18 protein-coding genes are annotated in these 20,307 nt (G+C 71.1%); 11 read left to right on the forward strand and 7 right to left on the reverse strand.

Annotated elements, in window-relative coordinates; genetic code table 11:
* Positions 1-5: 5 nt before the first annotated feature.
* Entirely contained in the window at positions 6-1,337 is a 1,332-nt protein-coding gene (locus ON759_RS12800) for a dicarboxylate/amino acid:cation symporter (protein WP_271680779.1), read from the reverse strand.
* Between the two features lie 104 nt (positions 1,338-1,441).
* On the opposite strand from ON759_RS12800, the gene ON759_RS12805 reads away from it, so the two are divergent.
* The gene (locus ON759_RS12805) at positions 1,442-3,157 is read left to right on the forward strand and encodes an alkaline phosphatase (RefSeq protein ID WP_271680780.1); all 1,716 of its coding nucleotides are present in this window, start codon (positions 1,442-1,444) and stop codon (positions 3,155-3,157) included.
* A gap of 18 nt (positions 3,158-3,175) precedes the next feature.
* On the opposite strand, the gene ON759_RS12810 is transcribed toward ON759_RS12805, so the two are convergent.
* Positions 3,176-3,595 carry a HemJ family protein gene (locus tag ON759_RS12810; RefSeq protein WP_271680781.1) on the reverse strand — a complete coding sequence of 140 codons (420 nt, stop codon included), beginning with the start codon at positions 3,593-3,595 and terminating at the stop codon, positions 3,176-3,178.
* Positions 3,596-3,634: 39 nt separating this feature from the next.
* Here ON759_RS12810 and ON759_RS12815 point away from each other — a divergent pair, with 39 nt between their 5' ends.
* Together ON759_RS12815 and ON759_RS12820 are read left to right on the forward strand one after the other, a co-directional pair.
* Entirely contained in the window at positions 3,635-4,228 is a 594-nt protein-coding gene (locus ON759_RS12815; RefSeq protein ID WP_271680782.1) for a class I SAM-dependent DNA methyltransferase, read from the forward strand.
* An 83-nt stretch (positions 4,229-4,311) separates the two neighbouring features.
* Complete coding sequence (locus tag ON759_RS12820; RefSeq protein ID WP_271680783.1) at positions 4,312-5,622, forward strand: polyhydroxyalkanoate depolymerase; 1,311 nt, start codon at positions 4,312-4,314, stop codon at positions 5,620-5,622.
* 23 nt (positions 5,623-5,645) lie between these two features.
* Here the strand turns inward: ON759_RS12820 and ON759_RS12825 are convergent, their stop codons facing one another.
* Both ON759_RS12825 and ON759_RS12830 read right to left on the reverse strand, forming a co-directional pair.
* Positions 5,646-6,548, reverse strand: a complete 903-nt coding sequence (locus tag ON759_RS12825) for a sensor domain-containing protein (protein WP_271680784.1) — start codon at positions 6,546-6,548, stop codon at positions 5,646-5,648.
* Complete coding sequence (locus ON759_RS12830) at positions 6,545-6,904, reverse strand: PadR family transcriptional regulator (protein WP_271680785.1); 360 nt, start codon at positions 6,902-6,904, stop codon at positions 6,545-6,547. The genes ON759_RS12825 and ON759_RS12830 overlap by 4 nt, the downstream gene beginning before the upstream one ends.
* Before the next feature lie 130 nt (positions 6,905-7,034).
* Between ON759_RS12830 and ON759_RS12835 the strand changes: the two genes are divergently transcribed.
* Genes ON759_RS12835 through ON759_RS12850 form a run of 4 tightly spaced genes read left to right on the forward strand, consistent with a single transcriptional unit; the run spans position 7,035 to position 10,421 of the window.
* Positions 7,035-7,220 (forward strand): hypothetical protein, encoded by a 186-nt coding sequence (locus ON759_RS12835; protein ID WP_271680786.1) that lies wholly within the window; start codon positions 7,035-7,037, stop codon positions 7,218-7,220.
* Between the two features lie 60 nt (positions 7,221-7,280).
* Positions 7,281-8,204 carry a peptidylprolyl isomerase gene (locus ON759_RS12840; protein ID WP_271680787.1) on the forward strand — a complete coding sequence of 308 codons (924 nt, stop codon included), beginning with the start codon at positions 7,281-7,283 and terminating at the stop codon, positions 8,202-8,204.
* Positions 8,205-8,257: 53 nt separating this feature from the next.
* Entirely contained in the window at positions 8,258-8,998 is a 741-nt protein-coding gene (locus tag ON759_RS12845) for a metallophosphoesterase family protein (protein WP_271680788.1), read from the forward strand.
* A gap of 7 nt (positions 8,999-9,005) precedes the next feature.
* Entirely contained in the window at positions 9,006-10,421 is a 1,416-nt protein-coding gene (locus tag ON759_RS12850) for a serine/threonine protein kinase (protein ID WP_271680789.1), read from the forward strand.
* Between the two features lie 51 nt (positions 10,422-10,472).
* On the opposite strand, the gene ON759_RS12855 is transcribed toward ON759_RS12850, so the two are convergent.
* Positions 10,473-12,944: a TonB-dependent receptor gene (locus ON759_RS12855; protein ID WP_271680790.1), complete on the reverse strand. Its 2,472-nt coding sequence runs from the start codon at positions 12,942-12,944 to the stop codon at positions 10,473-10,475.
* 66 nt (positions 12,945-13,010) lie between these two features.
* Positions 13,011-15,068 (reverse strand): tetratricopeptide repeat-containing sulfotransferase family protein, encoded by a 2,058-nt coding sequence (locus ON759_RS12860; protein WP_271680791.1) that lies wholly within the window; start codon positions 15,066-15,068, stop codon positions 13,011-13,013.
* Between the two features lie 150 nt (positions 15,069-15,218).
* Here ON759_RS12860 and ON759_RS12865 point away from each other — a divergent pair, with 150 nt between their 5' ends.
* Entirely contained in the window at positions 15,219-15,512 is a 294-nt protein-coding gene (locus ON759_RS12865; RefSeq protein ID WP_271680792.1) for a hypothetical protein, read from the forward strand.
* Positions 15,513-15,519: 7 nt separating this feature from the next.
* Here the strand turns inward: ON759_RS12865 and ON759_RS12870 are convergent, their stop codons facing one another.
* On the reverse strand, positions 15,520-16,434 hold the full coding sequence (locus ON759_RS12870; protein WP_271680793.1) for a DUF2785 domain-containing protein: 915 nt from the start codon (positions 16,432-16,434) through the stop codon (positions 15,520-15,522).
* A gap of 131 nt (positions 16,435-16,565) precedes the next feature.
* Here ON759_RS12870 and ON759_RS12875 point away from each other — a divergent pair, with 131 nt between their 5' ends.
* Genes ON759_RS12875 through ON759_RS12885 form a run of 3 tightly spaced genes read left to right on the forward strand, consistent with a single transcriptional unit; the run spans position 16,566 to position 20,306 of the window.
* Entirely contained in the window at positions 16,566-18,737 is a 2,172-nt protein-coding gene (locus ON759_RS12875; protein ID WP_271680794.1) for a M1 family metallopeptidase, read from the forward strand.
* Positions 18,738-18,748: 11 nt separating this feature from the next.
* Positions 18,749-19,633 carry a hypothetical protein gene (locus tag ON759_RS12880; protein ID WP_271680795.1) on the forward strand — a complete coding sequence of 295 codons (885 nt, stop codon included), beginning with the start codon at positions 18,749-18,751 and terminating at the stop codon, positions 19,631-19,633.
* Between the two features lie 52 nt (positions 19,634-19,685).
* Positions 19,686-20,306: a response regulator gene (locus ON759_RS12885; RefSeq protein ID WP_271680796.1), complete on the forward strand. Its 621-nt coding sequence runs from the start codon at positions 19,686-19,688 to the stop codon at positions 20,304-20,306.
* Position 20,307: the final 1 nt, after the last annotated feature.

Genomic DNA, 20,307 nt, shown 5'->3' on the forward strand with positions numbered 1-20,307 from the left:
CCGCGTCAGGCGCGGCCGTCGCCCTCCAGGCCGAGGTTGGTCGGCGCGGCTTCGTAGGTCTCGCGTTCGAGCAGGCCGGTCTCGCGCGCGACCAGCACCGGCACCAGCATCTGCCCGGTGACGTTGGTCATCGTGCGCATCATGTCCAGCACGCGGTCGATCGCGTACAGGTAGCCGATCGCCTCCAGCGGCAGCCCGGCCGCGCTGAGCACGACCGTGGCCATGATCACCGCGGTGCCCGGCACGCCCGCGGTGCCGAAACTGCCGAGCACCGAGGCCAGCGCGATGATGAAGTACTGCGAGGCGCTGAGTTCGATGCCGGTGTACTGGGCGATGAACACCGCCGCCAGCGCCGGGTAGATCGCGCCGCAGCCGTCCATCTTGATGCTGGCGCCGAGCGGCACCGCGAACGCCGCGTAGTCCTTGTCGACGCCGTGGTTGTGGATCGCGCTGCGCAACGACAGCGGCAGCGCGGCGAAGCTGGACGAGGCCACGAACGCCACCTGCATCGCCGGGGAGGCCCCGCGGAAGAACTTCAGCGGGTTGAGCCCGTGCGCCAGCAGCAGGCCGCTGTAGACGATCGCGATGTGCAGGGCGCAGGCGACGTACAAGGCCACCACGAACTGGCCCAGCGGCAGCAGTTTCTCGAAGCCGTAGCCGCCCACCAGCGCGGCGATCAGGCCGAAGGTGCCCAGCGGGGTGAACTCCAGCACGAAGCGGGTGACCTGGATCATCAGCGCGTTCGCCTCGGCGACCAGCGCGCGCAGCTGCGTGCCCTTGTCGCCGATCCGCACCAGCGCGAAGCCGACCAGGCCGGCGAAGAAGATCACCTGCAGGATCGTGTAGTTGCTGGGGACCATCACCGACAGGCCGTCCGCGGTGGTGCCGGTCCCCATCGCCGCGAACGCGCGGAACGGGTTCTGCGGGACGATGTTGAACAGCACGTCCAGCGGGCCGGGCACGTCCTTGGGCTTGTAGTCCGAGGCCACCTGCAGCGCGCTGACGTCGACGCCGGCGCCGGGCTTCATCGCCAGCCCCACCGCCAGGCCCACCGCGACCGCCAGCACCGCCGTGATCGCGAACCACAGGAAGGTGCGCACGCCCAGCGCCGCCACCGACTGCTTGCCATGCAGCGACGAGACCGCGCTGATCACCGCGAACAGCACCAGCGGGATCGCGATCATCTTGATCAGGTTGACGTAGACGTCGCCCAGCGGCCCGAACCAGCGTTCGGCATCGGGGCCGAACAGCCAGCCGGCGAGCGCGCCGAGCACGAAGCCCAGCACCACCCGCTTCCAGAACCGGATCCGGAACCACCAGTCGAACATGCGCAGCATCCCGCGGGGCAAACCGCGACCTTACCCGACGCCCCGCCCACCCGTCAGTGCCATCGATGGAACGATGCAGCATGACGGTCATCCGTTCCCGTCATAATCGGCGGATGCCTCGACTCACCCGCCTGCCGCTTCCCCTCTTCCTCGCCAGCTTCGTCCTCACCGCCTGCACCGGGATCGCGCCGCGCGATGCGTCGACGCCCACCACCGGGACGGGCGCCATCCACGTCGCCGTGCCCGCGATCCAGCGCCCGCAGGGCGAGACCGCGGCGTGGTGGTTCCGCGACGGCGCCGCCCAGGCCGCCGCACGCGGCGCGATGTCCGGCCGGGCGAAGAACTTGATCCTGTTCGTCGGCGATGGCATGAGCCTGACCACGGTCGCCGCCGCCCGCATCCTGGAAGGCCAGCGCCGCGGCGCCAGTGGCGAGGAGCAGCGCCTGTCGTGGGAGGACTTCCCAGCCACCGCGCTCAGCCGCACCTACAACACCAATTCGCAGACCCCGGATTCGGCCGGCACCATGAGCGCCATGGCCACCGGCGTGAAGACCCGGCTGGGCGTGCTCAGCATCGGCCAGAGCGCCGCCCGCGGCGATTGCGCCGGTGCCCGCGCCGCGCCCTTGCTCACCCTGTGGGAACTGGCCGCGGCCAGCGGGATGGCGACCGGCGTGGTCACCACCACCCGGGTCACCCACGCCACCCCGGGTGCGACCTTCAGCCACAGCGCGGACCGCAACTGGGAGAGCGATGGCGAGATGCCGGAGGCCGCCCGCGCCGCCGGCTGCATCGACATCGCCCGACAACTGGTCGAGACCCCGTTCGGCACCGGCCCCGACGTGCTGATGGGCGGCGGCCGCATGCACCTGATGCCGGCCAGCCAGCGCGATCCGGAATACGCGGACAAGGCCGGCGCACGACGCGACGGTCGCGACCTGGTGGCCGAATGGCTGCGTCGCCACCCGGGCGGCCACTACGCCTGGAACGATGCACAGTTCCGCGCGGCCCCGGACGACAAGCCCCTGCTGGGGCTGTTCGAGCCGGACCACATGCGCTACGGCCACGACCGCCCGGGCGACGGCGCCGGCGAGCCGACCCTGGCCGAGATGACCCGCGCCGCGATCGCCCGGTTGGCCCGCGATGCCGACGGCTACGTGCTGCTGGTGGAAGGCGGGCGGATCGACCATGCCAACCACTCCGGCAACGCCTATCGGGCGCTCGACGAAACCATCGGCCTGTCCGATGCCGTGCGTGCCGCGATCGAGATGACCTCGGCCGAGGACACCCTGGTGCTCGTCACCGCCGACCACTCGCACACCTTGAATTTCGTCGGCTACCCGGTGCGCGGCAACCCGATCCTCGGCAAGGTCCAGGGCGCGGGCGGCGAGGACGGCACGCCCGGCAAGTTCGCGCTGGACGCGCTCGGCCTGCCCTTCACCACCCTGAGCTATGCCAATGGCCCGGGCTACGCCGGCGCCAGCGACCGCCAGCCGGAGGGCCCGAAGCGCTACGAGCACTGGGTGGAAGGCGTCAAGCCGGCGCGCAATGGCCGGCCCGACCTCACCCATGTCGACACCCAGGATCCGGACTACCTGCAGGAGTCGCTGTATCCGCTGAAGTCGGAGACGCATGGCGGCGACGACGTCGGCATCTGGGCGCGTGGCCCCGGCAGCGAGGCGGTGCGCGGCAACGTCGAAGAGAACACGGTGTTCCACTTCCTGCTGCAGGCCAACCCGCGGCTGCGCGCGGCGCTGTGCGCGAAGGGCCTGTGCGACGCCAATGGCGTGCCGGTGGCGCTGCCTGCGCCCGGCGATTTCAAGCCGCGCTGACGCCAACGCGATCCGGCGTCAGAACGGCTTGGCCAGCACCAGCCAGACCACCACCAGCAGCAACAGCACCGGGATCTCGTTGAACCAGCGCAGCATCCGCGCCGACGGAAGTGGCTTGCCGGCATCGGCGCCCTTCAGCCAGCGCCCGGCGACGATGAAATGGGCGAGGATCAGCGCGACCAGCAGCAGCTTCGCGTGCAGCCAGCCGCCGGCGATCCCGAAATGCAGCCACAGCGCGAGCCCGAACACGAAGGCGACGCCGAACACCACGTGTCCGAAGCGGTACAGCCGCCGCCCCATCAGCACCAGCCGGGCGCGGACGTCGGCGGCATCGCCGGCCTCGGCGATGTTGACCAGGATGCGCGGCAGGTAGAACACCGTGGACATCCAGGCGATGACGAACACCAGGTGCAGGGTCTTGGTCAGCAGGTAGGCCATCGGTTCGCTCGCGCCGGTCGATCTTCGTAGGATGCCACGATGACCAAGCACTACGACCGCGCCTACTTCGACCGCTGGTACCGCGATGGGGGCATCGGGGGGGCCGCGCGCCTCGCGCGCAAGGTCGCGCTGGCGGTGGCCACCGCGGAATACCACCTGGAACGCCCGATCCGCAGCGTGCTGGACATCGGCTGCGGCGAAGGGGCCTGGCGTGCGCCGCTGCGCAAGCTGCGCCCGCGCGTGCAGTACCTCGGCTTCGATGCCAGCGAGTACGCCATCGCCCGCCACGGCCGCATCCGCAACCTGCGGCTGGCGCGCTTCGGTGACTTCGCCACGCTGCGCCCCTGCGCACCGGCCGACCTGCTGGTCTGCAGCGACGTGCTGCACTACCTGCCCACCCGCGAACTCGACCGCGGCCTGCCCGCGCTGGCCGACCTGTGCGGGGGCGTCGCCTTCATCGAGGTGTTCGCCCGTGAGGACGAGACCGAGGGCGACGACCACGACTTCCAGCCGCGGCCGGCCGCGTTCTATCGGCGCCGGCTGCGCGCCGTGGGACTGCAGCCGCTGGGCTCGCACTGCTGGCTGTCGCCGGCGCGGGTACCGCTGGCGACCGCACTGGAGCTGCCCGGTTGACGCCAGCCGGGTGACCGCCCCCACGGCGCGTCCACGGCGATGCGGTATGCTGCAATGCCGCAAAACGGGTCCGGATCCACGCCATGCTGCTGTACCAACTGCACGAACTCTGGCGCGCCAGCCTGGCGCCCTATGCCTACTGGGCCGACGCCGGCGCCAAGATGTACGCCTCGTCCGACAGCTGGCTGTCGACCCTGCCCGGCGCACAGCGGACCTCGGCCGCGTTCGAGCTGATGTACCGGCTGGGCAAGGAATACGAGAAGCCGGAATTCGGCATCCACCAGATCGACGTCGAAGGCGTGGCGATCCCGGTGGTCGAACGCGTGGCGCTGGAAAAGCCGTTCTGCCGCCTGCTGCGCTTCAAGCGCTTCCACGACCAAGCCGACGGCCTGGCGCGGATGAAGGACGACCCCACCGTGCTGGTGGTGGCGCCGCTGTCCGGCCACCACGCCACCCTGCTGCGCGACACCGTGCGCACCCTGCTGGCCGACCACAAGGTCTACATCACCGACTGGACCGACGCGCGCATGGTCCCCGCGGCCGCCGGCCCGTTCCACCTGGACGACTACGTCGGCTACGTGCAGGACTTCGTCCGCCACATCGGCACCGACAACCTGCACGTGATCAGCGTGTGCCAGCCGACCGTGCCGGTGCTGGCGGCGATCTCGCTGATGGCCGCGCGCGGCGAGCCGCTGCCGCGCTCGATGACGATGATGGGCGGCCCGATCGACACCCGCGAATCGCCCACCGCGGTCAACAACCTGGCCACCCGCCAACCGCTGTGGTGGTTCGAGAACAACGTCATCCACAACGTGCCGGCCAACTACCCGGGCGCCGGGCGCCGGGTGTATCCCGGCTTCCTGCAGCACCTCGGGTTCGTGGCGATGAACCCCGAGCGCCATTCGACCTCGCACTGGGACTTCTACCAGGACCTGGTCAAGGGCGACCTCAGTTCCGCCGAGTCGCACCGCAAGTTCTACGACGAGTACAACGCGGTGCTGGACATGCCGGCCGAGTACTACCTCGACACCATCCGCGTGGTGTTCCAGGACCACCTGCTGCCGCGCGGCCTGTGGGACGTGGCCGGCGAGCGCGTGGACCCGTCGAAGATCACCGACTGCGCGCTGCTCACCATCGAGGGCGAGCTCGACGACATTTCCGGGCAGGGCCAGACCCGCGCGGCGCACAAGCTGTGCACGGGGATCCCCGCGGCCGAGCGCCAGCACCTCACCGCGGCCGGCGCCGGCCATTACGGCATCTTCAGCGGGCGGCGCTGGCGCACCCAGGTCTATCCGAAGGTGAAGGCCTTCATCGCCGCGCATGCGGGCCCGCGCGCGTCCGCCGCCGCCACCCGCCCGCCGAAGGCAGCGGCGCGCAAGCCTGCCCGTCGCTGACGGGCAGGCCCGGTCCGCGACGTTCAGTACGCCCGGCCGCTCACCAGCAACACCTTCGCCAGCTTGCCGTGCAGGCGGCCGACCAGCCGCGCGGCGTGCAGGGTGGCGAACAGCAAGAGCGCGCCCAGCACCGGCAGCAGGACCACCGCCCAGCGCTCGTCGACCAGCGAGGCGTCGTGCCAGACCACCACGTGGTCGGCGTAGCCCAACGCCACCAGCACCGGGGTGGCGATGAACGCCAGCGACATCGCCAGCCCGACCACGGCCAGGGTGAAGTAGGCGATGCCCAGCGGCAGCATCAGCAGGAAGTACAGCATCGTGCCCCAGGTGCGCGGATCGGTGAACATCGCCCCGATCCGCTGCAGCACCGGCAGGCTGGTGTCCACGTACAGCGGCCGCCGCGGCATGCGTTCGCCCAGCATGACTTCGACGATGCGGCCCTCGACCAGCGCCAGCACGCGGGTCGCGCCGATGAACAGGATCACGAACGGGATGCCGATGATCAGGATCGCCAGGCCCAGCGAGAGGCTGGCGCCGGTGGTCACCCAGGTGAAGTAGAAGGTGCCGGTCGCCACCGCGAGCAGCATGTAGAACAACGCGCCGTAGGCATGCGGATCGACCAGCACGCCGAAGAAGCGCCCGGCCAGCGACTTGCGCACCGGCGGCGCGGGCGGGCGCAGCGCGGTCTGCACCCTGGCCTCGGTGTCGCGGTAGATGTCGGCGACCTCGTCCGGTGCGCCGTAGCTGCCGGCGACCGCGGCGATCACCTCGGCCTCGGACTTGCCGGGGTGGGCGGCCAGTTCCGAGCGCAGGTAGTCCTCGGCGTCGTACAGCGCGTCCTGGGCCAGCGCCGGGTCGCATCCGGCCAACGCGTGCCGCAGGCGTTCCAGGTAGGCGGGGATGGTGGTGGGCAGGTCGGCGTTCATGCGGCGGCATCCTTGAGGACGGCATCGAGGGAATCACGGGTGGCGCGCCAGGCGGCGCTCCAGTCGACGAGGGCATCGCGCCCGGCGGGGGTGGCCCGGTAGTAGCGACGCGGCGGGCCGCTGACCGACGGCTCGACGAAACTGTCCAGCAGGCCGGCGCCCTCCAGGTTGCGCAGCACTGGGTACAGCGCGCTCTGCTTGCCGGCCAGCACGCCGTCGCCGGTCTGCTCCAGCCGCTTGGCGATCTGGTAGCCGTAGAGCGGCTCGGCCGAAGCCGCGACCACCGCCAGCAGGGCCAGCGACACGGTGCCGGCGCTCAGCTCCTTGTGGAATTTGCGGAGCAGGGGCTCGTCCATGCGAGGACTCCGATCTAGGTTGGAGCGAACACTACTGTCAATTTCGATATAGTGAATATGCCAGTAGTCACCCTCACCCGATGCCAACCGCTTTCGGGCCAGACCCGAACCTCCCGTCCGGAGCATGGCCATGCCACGCGGCGATAAATCCGCCTACACCGACAAGCGGAAGCGCCAGGCCGAGCACATCGAGGAGAGCGAGCTGGATCGCGGGCATACCCGCGAACAGGCCGAGCGCATCGCCTGGGCCACGGTCAACAAGCAGGACGGCGGCGGCAAGACATCCGGCAGCGGGCGCAAGCGCGCCCGCCACTGACCGAGGCTGGGCGGGCCCGCGTCCCCGGCTATGCTTCGGCTTTCGCCCCGGAGCCCCGCCATGCGCCATCGCCTGCTCGCCGCCGCCCTCGCCCTCGCCGTCGCCACGCCTGCCCTGGCGCAGGACGCCGCCACGCCGCCGAAGCGCAAGTCGGCCAAGGAGATCATCGATGCCGCGCCGGCCAGCGCCTGGCGCGACCTCGATCCCGCCAACACGCTGTACATGGAGCTGCCGGCCGGGCGGGTGGTGATCGAACTGGCACCGGGTTTCGCGCCCGAGCACGTGGCGAACATCAAGGCCCTCGCCAAGGGTGGGTTCTGGGACGGGCTGGCGATCTACCGCTCGCAGGACAACTTCGTCGTGCAATGGGGCGATGCCGACGGCGACGACAAGGCCAAGGCCAAGCCCTTCCCCGCCGGCGCCCGCGACCACCTGCCGGCGGAATTCACCCGCAGCGACAAGGGCGTGCGCTTCGACCGCCTGCCCGACGCCGACGGCTGGGCGCCCGAGGTCGGCTTCATCGACGGCTTCCCCGCCGCGCGCGATCCGAAGGCGGGCAAGGCGTGGATCGCGCATTGCTACGGCGTGGTCGGCGCCGGCCGCAACAACGCGCCCGACAGCAGCCTCGGCGCCGAGCTCTACGCGATCATCGGCCAGGCCCCGCGCGCGCTGGACCACCAGCTGAGCGTGGTCGGGCGGGTGGTCAAGGGCATGGAGCTGCTCAGCGTGGTGCCGCGCGGCCCGGACCCGATGGGCTTCTACGAGAAGCCCGAACAGCGCGCGCCGATCGTCTCGGTCAAGCTGGCCAGCGACGTCCCGGTGGCCGAACGCACGCCGCTGCAGTTGCTGCGCACCGACAGCCAGGCCTTCCGCGACGCCACCGAGGCGCGGCGCAACCGGGTCGACGATTTCTACACCGTCCCCGCCGGCCACATCGACCTGTGCAACGTCGCCCTGCCGGTGCGCACGCCGCCGAAGGGCTGACCTACGACCAAGGCAGCATGGCCCCGCGCGCGCGCCGGGCCTAGGCTGGGGCGATGCGCATCGCCCTGCTCGCCGACCTGCACGCCAACCGCGACGCGGTGGAAGCCTGCCTGCGCAAGCTCGAGAAGGCCGGCCACGACCAGCTGGTGCTGCTCGGCGACCTCGTCGGCTACGGTCCCGACCCGGCCTGGGTGGTCGACTTCGCGCACGAGGCGCAGGCCCGCGGCGCGGTCGTGGTCCGCGGCAACCACGACGAAGCCGTGGCCACCGCGGCAGGCGAGCGCATGCATGCCTCGGCGCGCTTCGGGGTCGACTGGACCCGGTCGCAACTCACCGAGGCGCAACGCGCGTGGCTGCGAGACCTGCCGCTGTCGGTGCGCGAGGAAGATCGCCTGTACGTGCATGCGAACGCGCATGCGCCGGCGGCCTGGGGTTACGTGAACTCGCGGCTGGCGGCGACCCACAGCCTGGCCGCGACCGATGCCTGGCTCACCTTCTGCGGCCACGAGCACGCGCCCGCGCTGTACCACGGCCAGGCCGGGCAGGCCGCCTGCTTCACCCCACAACCCGGGTTCGCGATGCCGCTGGCGCCGGCGCGCCGCTGGCTGGCGATCCCCGGTGCCTGCGGGCAGCCGCGCGACGGCAATCCCGCCGCGGCCTGCGCCCTGCTCGACACCCGCGCGCGCAGCCTGACCTTCCTGCGCGTGCCATACGACCACGACGCGGTGGCCGCGCGCATCCTCGCCGCGGGACTGCCGGCGGAACTCGCACGACGCCTGGCGGGAGGCCAATGAGATGCCGGTGAAACTCGCGCAAGGCATGCAGCTGGACGGCTTCGAACTGCTCGCGCCACTGCACCAGGGCGGCATGGCCACGCTGTGGCGGGTCGCGCATCCCGACCATCCCGGGCCGCTGCTGATGAAGCTGCCGCGGATCGGCTACGGAGAAGCCGCGACCCAGATCGTCGGCTTCGAGGTCGAACGCATGCTGATGCCGGTGCTCGCGGGCCCGCACGTGCCGCGCTTCGTCGCCAGCGGCGATTTCGAGGACCAGCCCTGGCTGGTGATGGAACAGGTCCCCGGCGACACCCTGCGCCCGCTGCTCGAGCAGGCTCCGCTGCCGGCCGAACGCGTGGCCGCGCTCGGCGCCCTCGCCGCGACCGCGCTGCAGGACCTGCACCGGCAGGGCGCGGTGCACCTCGACGTCAAGCCGAGCAACCTGCTGCTGCGCCCCGCCGAGGCGGGTGGCGAGGCGCGCATCGTGCTGATCGACTTCGGCCTGTCGCACCACCAGCACCTGCCCGACCTGCTGGCCGAGCAGTTCCACGTGCCGATCGGCACCGGGCCCTACATCGCCCCGGAACAGGTGCTGGGCGTGCGCAACGACCCGCGCAGCGACCTGTTCGCGCTCGGGGTCACGCTCTACCACCTCGCCACCGGCGAACGCCCGTTCGGCAACCCCACCGGCGAAGGCGGCCTCAAGCGCCGGCTGTACCGCGACCCGCCACCACCGCGCGCGCTCAAGCCGGACCTGTCGCGCTGGCTGCAGGAAATCGTGCTGCGCTGCCTCGAGGTCGATCCGGACGCGCGCTATCCGACCGCCGCGCAACTGGCCTTCGACCTGCGCCATCCGGAGCAGGTGCCGCTGACCGAACGCGCCGGGCGCACCCGCCGCGACGGCCGCCTCGCGGTGGCGCGACGCTGGTTCGGGCGCTACACCCGCGAACGCGCGCTGGCGGCACCGGCCACCCAGCACCTCGCGCAGGCGCCGCTGCTGATGGTGGCGATCGACCTCAAGCACGAGGACCCGGCGCTCTGCCGCGCCCTGCACGAGAGCGTGCAGCGGGCCCTGCAGACCACGCCCGGTGCGCGCCTCGCCTGCGTGACGGTGATGCGCACCGCGCGCATCGGCATGGACAGCAACCTCGATGCCGCCGGGCGCAACCGCCACGTCAAGCGGCTGGTCGCGCTGCGCGACTGGGTGCGCCCGCTGCAACTCGACGAACACCGGGTGACCTTCCACGTGCTGGAAGCACACGACCCGGCCGAGGCGCTGGTTGAGTACGCCCGCACCGCCGACGTCGACCACATCCTGCTCGGCGCGCGCGGGCTCACCGGCGTGCGCCGGATGCTGGGCAGCGTGTCGGCGCGGGTGGTGGCGGAGGCGCCCTGCACCGCGACGGTGGTGCGCGTGCGCGGCGAACCGCAGGCCCCATGACGGGACGGCCGCCTTGCGGCGGCCGTCCATGCCTTGCAGTGGCGAGCCGGGTCAGAAGTTCCAGCCGAAGCGGATCCCCATCAGGCGCGGCAGGCCGATGGTTTCGTACACCTGCCCGTTCGGGTACTCGGCGACCACGCCGCTGGCCCCGCAGATCGATTCCGGGCACTGGGTGAAGCGACCCTGGACCACGCGCTCGTCGGTCACGTTCTTGATGTAGAAGTCGACCGTGTAGTTCTCCCAGCGGAAGCCAGCGGAGACATCCATCGTCGTCCATGCCGGCAGGTCGCCCTTCACCGCGTAGGCGGTGACCTCGCCCGGGAACTGCGGGGCCACGCGCAGGTCGGTGCTGCGCTTGCCCTCGTGCGCGACCACGCCCTGCACGTACCACTCGGCGGCTCCGACGTCCCAGGTGTAGCGGCCGGTCAGGAAGCCCTTGCCCTTGGAGGTGACCGGCAGGCGGGTCCCGGCTGGTGCCTGCGGGCCGAGGACCGCGTCGCCATCGGGGTTGAGGGTGCCGTTCGGGCAGCTGGTGACCGGCTTGCCGTTGGCATCGGTCCAACCGCAGTAGTCCTTGGTCAGCTCGGCGTCGTACAGCGACAGCCCGGCGCCGAGGCGGAAGTTGTAGTTGACCGCCCAGTTGACGTCGAGCTCGAGGCCGCGGATGCGCGCCTGGTTGGCGTTGCGGATCTCGGTCAGGCCGTTCGGGCCGATAATCGAGAACTGGAAGTCCTTCCAGCGCTCCTCGAACACCGCGCCGTTGAACGACAGGCGGTTGTCGAGCCAGGTGGTCTTCCAGCCGAACTCGAAGTTGTCGAGGTAGTCGGACAGGTACGGCGGCAGGGTGCCGCGGCGGTTGATGCCGCCCGGGCGGTAGCCCTGCGACCAGATCGCGTAGACCATCTTGTTGTCGTCGATCTGGTAGTTCAGGTTGATCTTGCCCAGGAAGTCGTTTTCCTTGACCCGCTTGTCGAACGACAGGCAGGGCGCGCCCTCGTAGTCGTCCTGCGAGATGCAGCCGGCCTCGCCGGTGGACGAGCTCCAGCCCCAGTCGCCGTAGCCGAAGAAGCCCTTCAGGCTGTTGTCGACCCAGAAGTAGCGGCCGCCCGCGGTCAGGGTGAGCTTGTCGGTGATGTCGTACGACACCTCGCCGAACACCGCCGAATCGCGGTCGCGGCGATCCTGCTGGGTCAGCCAGATGGTGTCGGGCCAGCCGGTCACCCACTGCTGCGGGTCTAGGTCGTTGATCATGTAGCGCTGTTCGATGTCGTGCTTCTGGTCCTGCCAGAACACGCCGGCGACGAAGCGGAACTGCTGGTCCTGCGGCGAGGCGAGGCGCAGCTCGTGGCTGGTCTTGCTGTAACCGTCGACGCCATGGATGAACTGCGACGGGTTGGTGGAACCGCCCGGCGCGCACATGAACGCATCCGGGTCGAACTGGCTGCAGAAGTACGCGCCGTAGCCGGCGACGGCGTCGTACCAGAACCCGTAGTCGTTGTAGTCCTGGTCGATGAAGTCGTCGCGCTTGAGGTGCGAGAACGCGTAAGTCAGGTCGAAGTTGCCGACCTTGCCGGTCACGGTCAGCGCGCCCTGCCACCACTTGTCCTCGGAGTACTCCTTGTAGAAGTGGGTGAGCGCGTAGTCGCCGACCTGCGGGTCGGTGGCGAAGGCGCCGTTGACGATCTGCTTCTGCGCCATGAACTGCGGCGTGATCGTCCAGCTGTCGTCCAGGTCGAAGCGCAGCGCGGCGCGCGCGCCGGTGGTCTCGACCCAGTTGTAGTCGTCCTCGGCGACCTCGCGGTTGTCGTCGGTGCCGTGGCCGGTGTCGGCATCCCAGTACGGGTAGGTGCGCGAACCGAACACGTTGTCGATGTAGCCCGCGTCCTTCTTGTTCCAGCCGACCACGCGCAATGCCGAGCGCTCGCTCAACGGCACGTTGACGAAGGCCTCGGTCACGTAGCCCAGCCCGCCGTGCGAAACGGAGTTGAGCTCGATGCCGCCGCCGGTGGCGAAGCCGGACGGATCGGGCTTGTTGGTGATCAGGCGGATGGTGCCCGACTGCGAGCTGGCGCCATACAGCGTGCCCTGCGGGCCGGACAGGGTCTCGACCCGGGCGAGGTCGAACACGTGAAGGTCCAGCGCGCCCTGGATGGTGGTGATCGGCTGTTCGTCGAGGTAGATGCCGACGCTGGGCAGCGAGCCGGAGTGGTTGCCGTCGCCGCCGCTGGCCACGCCGCGCATGTACACCTGGCCGAAGCCAGGGCCGGCGGTCTCCAGCGAGACGCTGGGCATCAGCCGCAGGTAGTCCTCGGCGTCGCGCACCTGCAGTTCCTGCAGCTGCTGGGTGCCCAGCACCTGCATGCTGATCGGCACCTTCTGCAGGTTCTCCTCGCGCTTCTGCGCGGTCACGGTCACCGCGTCGAGGGTGACGGCGCGGTCCTTCTGCTCCTGCTGGGCGGGCGCCTCCTGGGCCATCGCCAGCGGGCTGCACAACGCGGCGATGATCGCGGCGGCCAACGGCATCCTGCCGATCCGGTGTTGCGGGGTCTTGCATGTGGTGCGGTGGCGCATGGCATGGTCCCCAAAAGGTTACGAACGGTGGTTGTCGACAGCTGGGTGGCGCGAAGCGACGGCGGGCGGGGCCGCCGGGTAGTGGTCGAGCACGGGATCCAGCGCATCGGCCAGCGGGCCGAGCCAGGGCTCGAACTGCCGCCAGTGGTCAACGCCCTCGCGGTAGATCGGCTGGCGGACCTGTTCGGAGCTGGCGGTGCGCACCGCGCGCCCGTTCTCGAAGAAGCGCAGGCAGCGTGCGTCGAACGGCAGCCCGCAGTAATCCAGCAAGGCGCGCACCTGGGCCTCGGTATCGGCCACCAGGTCCTCGTAGACCACGCGGTGCACGCGCCCCGGCAGGACCTCGTCGAAGTGCGCCATCAACGCGACGTAGTCGGCGTAGTAGGCGCCGATGTCGGCGAGGTCGTAGCTGAAGGCCTGGCCGCGCGCGAAGTGCTGCTTGAAATTGGAGAAGCCGCAGGCCATCGGGTGGCGGCGGGCATCGATGATGCGCGCGTTCGGCAGCATCAGGTGGATCAGGCCGACGTGCGCGTGGTTGTTCGGCATCTTGTCGATGAACAGCGGGGCGGCGGTGCGGCGCTGCACTCGGGTGCGCGCGAGGTAGCGCTCGCCGAGCGCGGCGAAGGCCTCCGCCGGCATCGCCTCGACCACGTCGTGGTAGGAGGTGGTGGACGGCGACGTCGCACCCAGGCGCAGGTCGCGCGTGATCGCGATGACCTCCGGCAACTCCATCGTGGCTTCCACCTCGGGGTGGCTGCCGAGGATCTGCTCGAGCAGGGTCGAGCCGGCGCGCGGCATGCCGAGGATGAAGATCGGGTCGCGCGCGGGGTGACCGGCGCCAGCACGGCGGGCGAAGAACTCGCGGGTGTACAGGCGCTCGGCGCGCTGCCGGCGCTCGCGGTTAAGGCCGGCGTCGTAGGGCAGTTGCCGGCGCCGCCGCGCGTTGCCGTCGCGGTAGTGCGCGAAGGCACCGGCGGGATCGCCGGCATCCTCCAGCGCCTTGCCCAGCGCGAACTGCATGTTGAGCTGCTGCTCGTCGTCGAGCCCGCCCGCCGCCAGCGCCGCGCGCATGCGCGCCACGTCGCCGGCATCCAGGCGCACGGTCTTCATGTTGGCCAGGCTCCACCACGCGGTGCCGAAGCCGGGTTGCAGCTCGGTCGCGCGCCGGTAGGCCGCGATCGCGCGGTCGCGATGGCCTTCGGTCTTCAGCGCATGGCCCAGGCTCAGCCAGATCCGCGGATCCAGCGGACGCTCGCGGAGCAGGCCCTCGTACAGCCCGATCGCGTCGCCGTACTGCCCCAGCTTGCCCAGCACGACGGCCTTCTGGTTGCGCAGGCCGGCGTCGTCGGGCTCGTCGTGCAGCAGGGTGTCGAGTTCCAGCAGGGCTTCGGCGTGGCGGTTGCCGCGATCCAGCGCCAACGCCAGGTTGCGCCGCGCCGCGCCGAAGCCGGGGGCCAGCGCCAGGCAACGTTCCAGCAGCACCTGCGCCTGTTCGTTGCGGCCCACGCGCAGGCCGAGTTCGGCGAGCATGCGCATCGCCGCGATGTCGTTGCCCTGCCGCTTCAATCGCTTCCGCAGGCGTTGTTCGGCCTCCGGCAGGCGATCGTGGGCCAGCGCCTGCGCCGCCGCCATCAGCTCGGGATCCGCCGGCGCCTGCGCCACGTGGCGCAGGTAATCGGCCTCCGCCGCAGCGGCATCGCCGGCCTCGCGCCGGCGTTCGGCCAGTGCCAGCCACACGCCGGGCATCGCCGGGGCCAGCCGCGCGGCCTCGGCCAGGGCCTCGATCGCATCGTCGCGTCGACCGGTCCGTGCCAATGCGCGCGCCAGCATCCAGTGCACCTGCGCCGAGCCGGCCTGCTCGCCGGCCAGCGCCTGCAAAGCGGTCGTGGCGGCTTCGGCCTGTCCCTGCGCCAGCCATGCGCAGGCCTGCAGGAAGCGCGCGCCGGGATGCCCGGGATGGGCGGCCAGCACGTTGCGGGCCAGCGCCTCCGCTGCGGCGGGGTCGACGTCGAGGCGGCCGTGCGCCTCGGCGAGCGACGCCTCCACCGACACCACGCGACCAGCCGCTGCGCCCAAACAGCACCCCGTGGCCCGCAGGGCGGGCCCGTTCAGTTTTGCGAATCCCCGCGTCGAATCTACGTGGCGGGCGCGGGCGCGTCCAGCCCTCACCCCGCCTTTGCACCACGGGGCCTAGCGTGGCCCGTCCCCCCACGATGGAGCCACCCCATGCCCCTGCTGCGCCTGCGCCTCACCGGCCGCGACGACGATGTCCGCGCGATCGCCAACCTGCTGCAGAGCCTGGACGGCATTGAGCACGTCGAGGAGGTCGACGACCTGATGCCGCACATGGACGATGCCGATTCCAGCTCCGCCGGGCTCAGCGACGTGCAGGGCCCGGACACGCACGAGCTCGAGGTCGACGCGCCCAACGAGGCCACCGCGCGCAAGGTCCGCGAGGCGGTGGAGGCGCTGGCCTTCGACCTCGACATCGTGGTCGAGTTCGAGCAGGACGAAGGCTGAGGTCGGCTCAGTCGCCGGCCAAGGTCGCCGCGATCGCCGGCTTCAGCGCGCGCAGGGCTTCGTTCTGGCCCTGGTCGGCCTCGAGGTAGAGGGCGGCGAGCAGCGCATCGAGGTCGTGCTTGCGGGCCAGCCAGGCGACGTCCCCGCCGGCCGGCATCGGCCCGAGCCGGGTGCGCAAGCCGGAGAACCAGCGCGTCCACGCTTCCGGCGCGAGCACGCCGCGCCGGGCCACCCAGGCGACCGGGCGCGCGAGCCGGCCCGCCTCGCCGAACACGTAGGCATGGCCGGCGGCGGGGACGGCCTGCGTCGCCACCGCATCGAGGATGCGTTGCAACTGCGCGGCATCCAGCGCCGGATTGAGCGCCAGTTGCATCAGCCAGTCCGCGCCATGCGCCACCCCGTGGCGCCAGCCGATCCCGGCCTCGAAGCCACGGTAGTCGCGCACCCCGGACAAGTAGCCCGCCGCATCGGCGAGCATCGCGTCGCGTTCACCGGCCGACATCCATGGCGCGACCCGATCGGTGCGCGCGACTTCGGACAGCACCAGCGCCGCGAACGGATGCCGCACGCCATCCGGGTCGGGAGCCGCCAACTGCCGGCGCAGTGCCGCCTGCAGCGCGCGCAGGGTCTCGGCGTCGAAGTCGCCGGCACGCATCCAGTGGGCCAGGGCCTCGTAGGCGATGCCGTCGCGGAGCGCGGGATCGCGGTCGCCGAGGCAGTCCACCAGTCCCATCGCCAGGGTCCGCCTCGCGGCGGGATCGGGCTGGCTGAACCCTTGCGCCTTCAGCGTCGCCAGCGACGCGGCATCCTGCCCGGGTGGCGGGCATCCGGCGGCGGCGGGCAGCACGGCACCCGCCAGGGCTACGAAGATCCACAGCTGGCGCAGGCGCATCGCATCGCTCTTCGGGTTTGATGGGTCCATGGCGCCATCGGTGGACGCCGGCCGCAAGCGCCGGAAGTCCTGCCTGCGCCGACCATGACCCATGGCGGGTTGCGGCGGGGGGCGTCATCGCCGACCCTAGCGTCTTCACCTGCCCTTCACCTGGTCCCGCCATGCGCCGAACCCGTGCCGCCCTGCTGCTCGTCCTGGCCTCGCTGTGGGGCGCGCCCGCGCTCGCCGCCGCGCCCACCGGGGCCTGCCCCGCGATCCCGCTGGCGGGCGCCGATGCCGCCGCCGTGCGCACGCCGAGCGCGCCGGATGCCTGGGGCGGCCCGCGCACCGGCAAGGAGCCGACGCTCTCCAACCGCACCGTCGCCTACTCCATCGACGCCGAGCTCGACCCGGTCAAGCACACCCTGAAGGGCAAGCAGGCGCTGACCTGGCGCAACCGCAGCGCGCAGCCGGTGTGCAGCGTCTACCTGCACCTCTACCTCAACGGCTTCGAAGGCCCGGGCAGCACCTTCATGACCGAGCAGCGGGCCAGCGAAAGCGGCTTCCGCAGCAACGTCAAGACCCAGGACGGCGAATACGGCTACATCCGCCTGGACAAGGTCGCGCAGGGCGGCGCCCCGGCGACGTGGACCTTCGTGCAGCCGGATGGCGGCCCGAAGACCGACCGCAGCGTGGTCCGCATCGACCTGCCGCAGCCGGTCGCCCCCGGCGCCAGCACCACCCTCGACATCGACTTCTTCGACCAGTTGCCGCGGGTGGTCGCGCGCACCGGCTACTACGGCAGCTTCCACCTGGTGGCGCAGTGGTTCCCGAAGATCGCGGTGCTGGAACTGCCCGGCGAGCGCGGCGCCACCGCCCCGCGCTGGAACGCCCACGAATTCCACCTGCACAGCGAGTTCTTCGCCGACTTCGGCAGCTACGACGTGCGCATCACGGTGCCGAAGGACTACATCGTCGGGGCCACCGGCATGCTCGCCGGCAAGCCGGTCGAGAAGGGCGGCAAGGCCACCCACCGCTACCTGCAGGACGACGTCCACGACTTCGCCTGGACCGCCGACAAGCGCTACGCCAAGCCGATGGTCAAGACTTGGAACGGCCCGCTGGGCCCGGTCGAGGTCAAGGTGCTGTACACGCCGGAGTACACCTCGAACGCCGAGCCGGTGATGCAGGCGACGATCGATTCGCTCGCCTACTTCTCGCGCACGCTGGGCGCCTATCCCTACAAGACCGTGACTGCGGTGGTGCCGCCCTACGGCGCCGGCGAGGCGGGCGGGATGGAGTACCCGACCTTCTTCACCGCCGACAGCACCACCGAAGTGGCGCCCGGCAGCATCGGCCGCTGGATGCTCGACTTCGTCACCATCCACGAGTTCGGGCATGGCTACTTCTACGGCATCCTCGCCAGCAACGAATTCGAGGAGCCCATGCTCGACGAGGGCATGAACGAGTACTGGGACCAGCGGATGATGACCGAGCGCAAGCAGGACATCGCGCTGGAACGCCCGGGCAGCCGCTGGTTCGGCGCCGGCGCGCGGATCACCCCGTTCATGATGGAGCGGCTGGGCGCGAACCTGGGCGACCCCGCCGACCCGCTCGGCGGCAATTCCTGGGACCGACTGTCCAGCGGCAGCTACGGCACGGTGTACTCGCGCACCGCGACCGCGATGCACCACCTGGAGGCCCAGGTCGGCACGCCGGCGCTGGAGCGCGCGATGAAGCTGTACTACGCGCGCTGGAAGTTCCGCCATCCGTCGATCGCCGACCTGCGCGATGCGCTGGCCGAAGGCACCGGCCAGCCGGCCATCGTGGACGGCGTGTTCGATGCCTTCATCTACGGCACCGGCCGCATCGACGACACCATCTCGCGCCTCGACAGCCGCGAAGTGCTGCCGCTGCCCGGCTACCGCATGTTCAACGGCAAGCAGGTGCTGGTCGGCAGCGCCCAGCTGGACAAGGCGATCAAGGCGCGCCGCGATGCCTGGAAGGCCAAGCATCCGGACGCCAAGCCCGGCCAGGGGCCGTTCCCGTACGAGACCGTGGTGGTCGTGCGCCGCAACGGGGTGATCGCGCCGCAGACCCTGCGCGTGACCTTCGCCGACGGCAGCAAGCGCGACGTGGCGGTGACCAGCAGCCGCAGCTGGCAGCGCTTCACCTTCGACACGTCGTCCAAGGCGGTGTCGGCCGAGCTCGACCCCGAGGGTCGCGTGCACATGGATCGCTCCGAACTGGACGACAGCCGCACGATCGAGGCGAACCCCGGCGCCAAGCGCCGCTGGTTCGGCGATTTCGCGGCGATCCTGCAGTCCCTGTTCGCATTCTTCTCCTTCGTCTGAGGCGCCCGACCATGTCCACGACTTCGCTCTCGACCGTCGCCGCCATCGGCCGTGGCCTGCGCGGCGCCATGCAATGGCGCCTGTGGGTGCTGTGGGCGCTCATCACCCTCGCCTGCGCGTTGCTCGCCGCGCTGCCGGCGTGGGGCTGGCTGGGCGCCGCCTTCGACCATTCGGTGCATGCCGATGCCATCGCCAACGGCGAGGCGCCCGCGCTGTTCGCCGACGCGGTGATGTCCCGCGAGGCGCCGGTGGCGTTGCTGGGCGGCAGCGTGCTGGCCGCGGGGCTGCTGATGCTGCTGGCTTCCCCGTTGCTGGCCGGCGCCACCATCGCGGCCATCCGCGCACCGGCACGCCTGGGCTTCGGCGACCTGCTGCGCGGGGCGATCGGCGAATACGGCCCGATGCTGCGCATGCTGCTGTGGTCGGCGCTGCCGCTGGGCGCCGCGATCGCGGTCGGCGCGGCCATCGCCGGCGCCAATGCCGATGCGCACGAACACGCGGTGCTCGCGTCCGAACTCGACACCGGCCGGCGCATCGCGCTGGTCGTCGGCGGCCTGCTGTTCGTGCTGGCGCACGCCAGCCTCGAGGCCGGCCGCGGCTGGATCGCCGCCGACGGGCGCCTTCGCTCTGTGCTCAAGGCCTGGTGGCGCGGGGTCAAGTTGCTGCTGCGCCGCCCGGTCGCGGTGCTCGCGGCGTGGCTGGTGACCAGCCTGGTCGGGTTCGCGCTGTTCGCCCTGGCGATGTCGCTGCGCCACCACGTCGACGGTCCCGGCATGGGCGCCCTGCTGCTGGGCCTGGGCGTATCCAGCCTCGCCGCCATGGCGCTGGCGTGGGGCCGCATCGCCCGCCTGTACGCGATGGCGGCGCTGGCGACCGACATGCACGCGCGTCGCTGAGCCCGAAAACCCGTTCAGGTAAGATCGCGGGGACGCCAAGCCGGAGGGCACGATGGCCTTCTTCGATTTCCTGAGACGCAAGCCGGCGCCGGCCTCGCCGCAGGTGCCGGCGCCCGTGGCCGTACCGGCACCGGTCGACGACGCCGGGATCGACGATTCCGCCGACGCCGGGGCGGCCGACCACGGTGGCCCGGAGCGCAGGCAGAAGACGCGGCGCAATGCCCGCATCGGCACCCGCGTGCTGGTGGTCGACGACTCCGCCACCATCGTCGCCCTGCTCAAGCGCATGCTGCAGCAGAACCAGTTCGAGGTGCTCGAGGCCTACGACGCCGAGACCGGGATCGAGATCGCGCGGCGAGAAGTCCCCGACCTGATCTTCCTCGACATCGTCCTGCCCGGCATGGACGGCTTCAACGCCCTGCGCGCACTGCGCCGCGACCCGGCGACGAAGGACGTCCCGATCATCATGATCAGCGGCAACGCGCAGGCGACCGAGCAATTCTACGTGCAGCGCATCGGCGCCGACGACTTCATGAAGAAGCCGTTTTCGCGCGCCGAGGTGTTCAACCGGATCGAAGCCCTGCTCGACGCGGACGACATCCCGCGCCACCACGCCAGGCCGCGTACCCGCGCCGAGGCCGCCGAGGCGGCGCTGGACGCGGGGCCAGGCTGAG

The sequence above is a fragment of the Thermomonas mangrovi genome (assembly GCF_028201335.1).
GTDB lineage: Bacteria > Pseudomonadota > Gammaproteobacteria > Xanthomonadales > Xanthomonadaceae > Thermomonas > Thermomonas mangrovi.

Bases quoted from the DNA above. Each gene is read 5' to 3' on its own strand.
- ON759_RS12800 (WP_271680779.1), bottom strand. From the start codon at position 1,337: ATGCTGCGCATGTTCGACTGGTGGTTCCGGATCCGGTTCTGGAAGCGG.
- ON759_RS12805 (WP_271680780.1), top strand. From the start codon at position 1,442: ATGCCTCGACTCACCCGCCTGCCGCTTCCCCTCTTCCTCGCCAGCTTC.
- ON759_RS12810 (WP_271680781.1), bottom strand. From the start codon at position 3,595: ATGGCCTACCTGCTGACCAAGACCCTGCACCTGGTGTTCGTCATCGCC.
- ON759_RS12815 (WP_271680782.1), top strand. From the start codon at position 3,635: ATGACCAAGCACTACGACCGCGCCTACTTCGACCGCTGGTACCGCGAT.
- ON759_RS12820 (WP_271680783.1), top strand. From the start codon at position 4,312: ATGCTGCTGTACCAACTGCACGAACTCTGGCGCGCCAGCCTGGCGCCC.
- ON759_RS12825 (WP_271680784.1), bottom strand. From the start codon at position 6,548: ATGAACGCCGACCTGCCCACCACCATCCCCGCCTACCTGGAACGCCTG.
- ON759_RS12830 (WP_271680785.1), bottom strand. From the start codon at position 6,904: ATGGACGAGCCCCTGCTCCGCAAATTCCACAAGGAGCTGAGCGCCGGC.
- ON759_RS12835 (WP_271680786.1), top strand. From the start codon at position 7,035: ATGCCACGCGGCGATAAATCCGCCTACACCGACAAGCGGAAGCGCCAG.
- ON759_RS12840 (WP_271680787.1), top strand. From the start codon at position 7,281: ATGCGCCATCGCCTGCTCGCCGCCGCCCTCGCCCTCGCCGTCGCCACG.
- ON759_RS12845 (WP_271680788.1), top strand. From the start codon at position 8,258: ATGCGCATCGCCCTGCTCGCCGACCTGCACGCCAACCGCGACGCGGTG.
- ON759_RS12855 (WP_271680790.1), bottom strand. From the start codon at position 12,944: ATGCCGTTGGCCGCCGCGATCATCGCCGCGTTGTGCAGCCCGCTGGCG.
- ON759_RS12865 (WP_271680792.1), top strand. From the start codon at position 15,219: ATGCCCCTGCTGCGCCTGCGCCTCACCGGCCGCGACGACGATGTCCGC.
- ON759_RS12870 (WP_271680793.1), bottom strand. From the start codon at position 16,434: ATGGACCCATCAAACCCGAAGAGCGATGCGATGCGCCTGCGCCAGCTG.
- ON759_RS12875 (WP_271680794.1), top strand. From the start codon at position 16,566: ATGCGCCGAACCCGTGCCGCCCTGCTGCTCGTCCTGGCCTCGCTGTGG.
- ON759_RS12880 (WP_271680795.1), top strand. From the start codon at position 18,749: ATGTCCACGACTTCGCTCTCGACCGTCGCCGCCATCGGCCGTGGCCTG.
- ON759_RS12885 (WP_271680796.1), top strand. From the start codon at position 19,686: ATGGCCTTCTTCGATTTCCTGAGACGCAAGCCGGCGCCGGCCTCGCCG.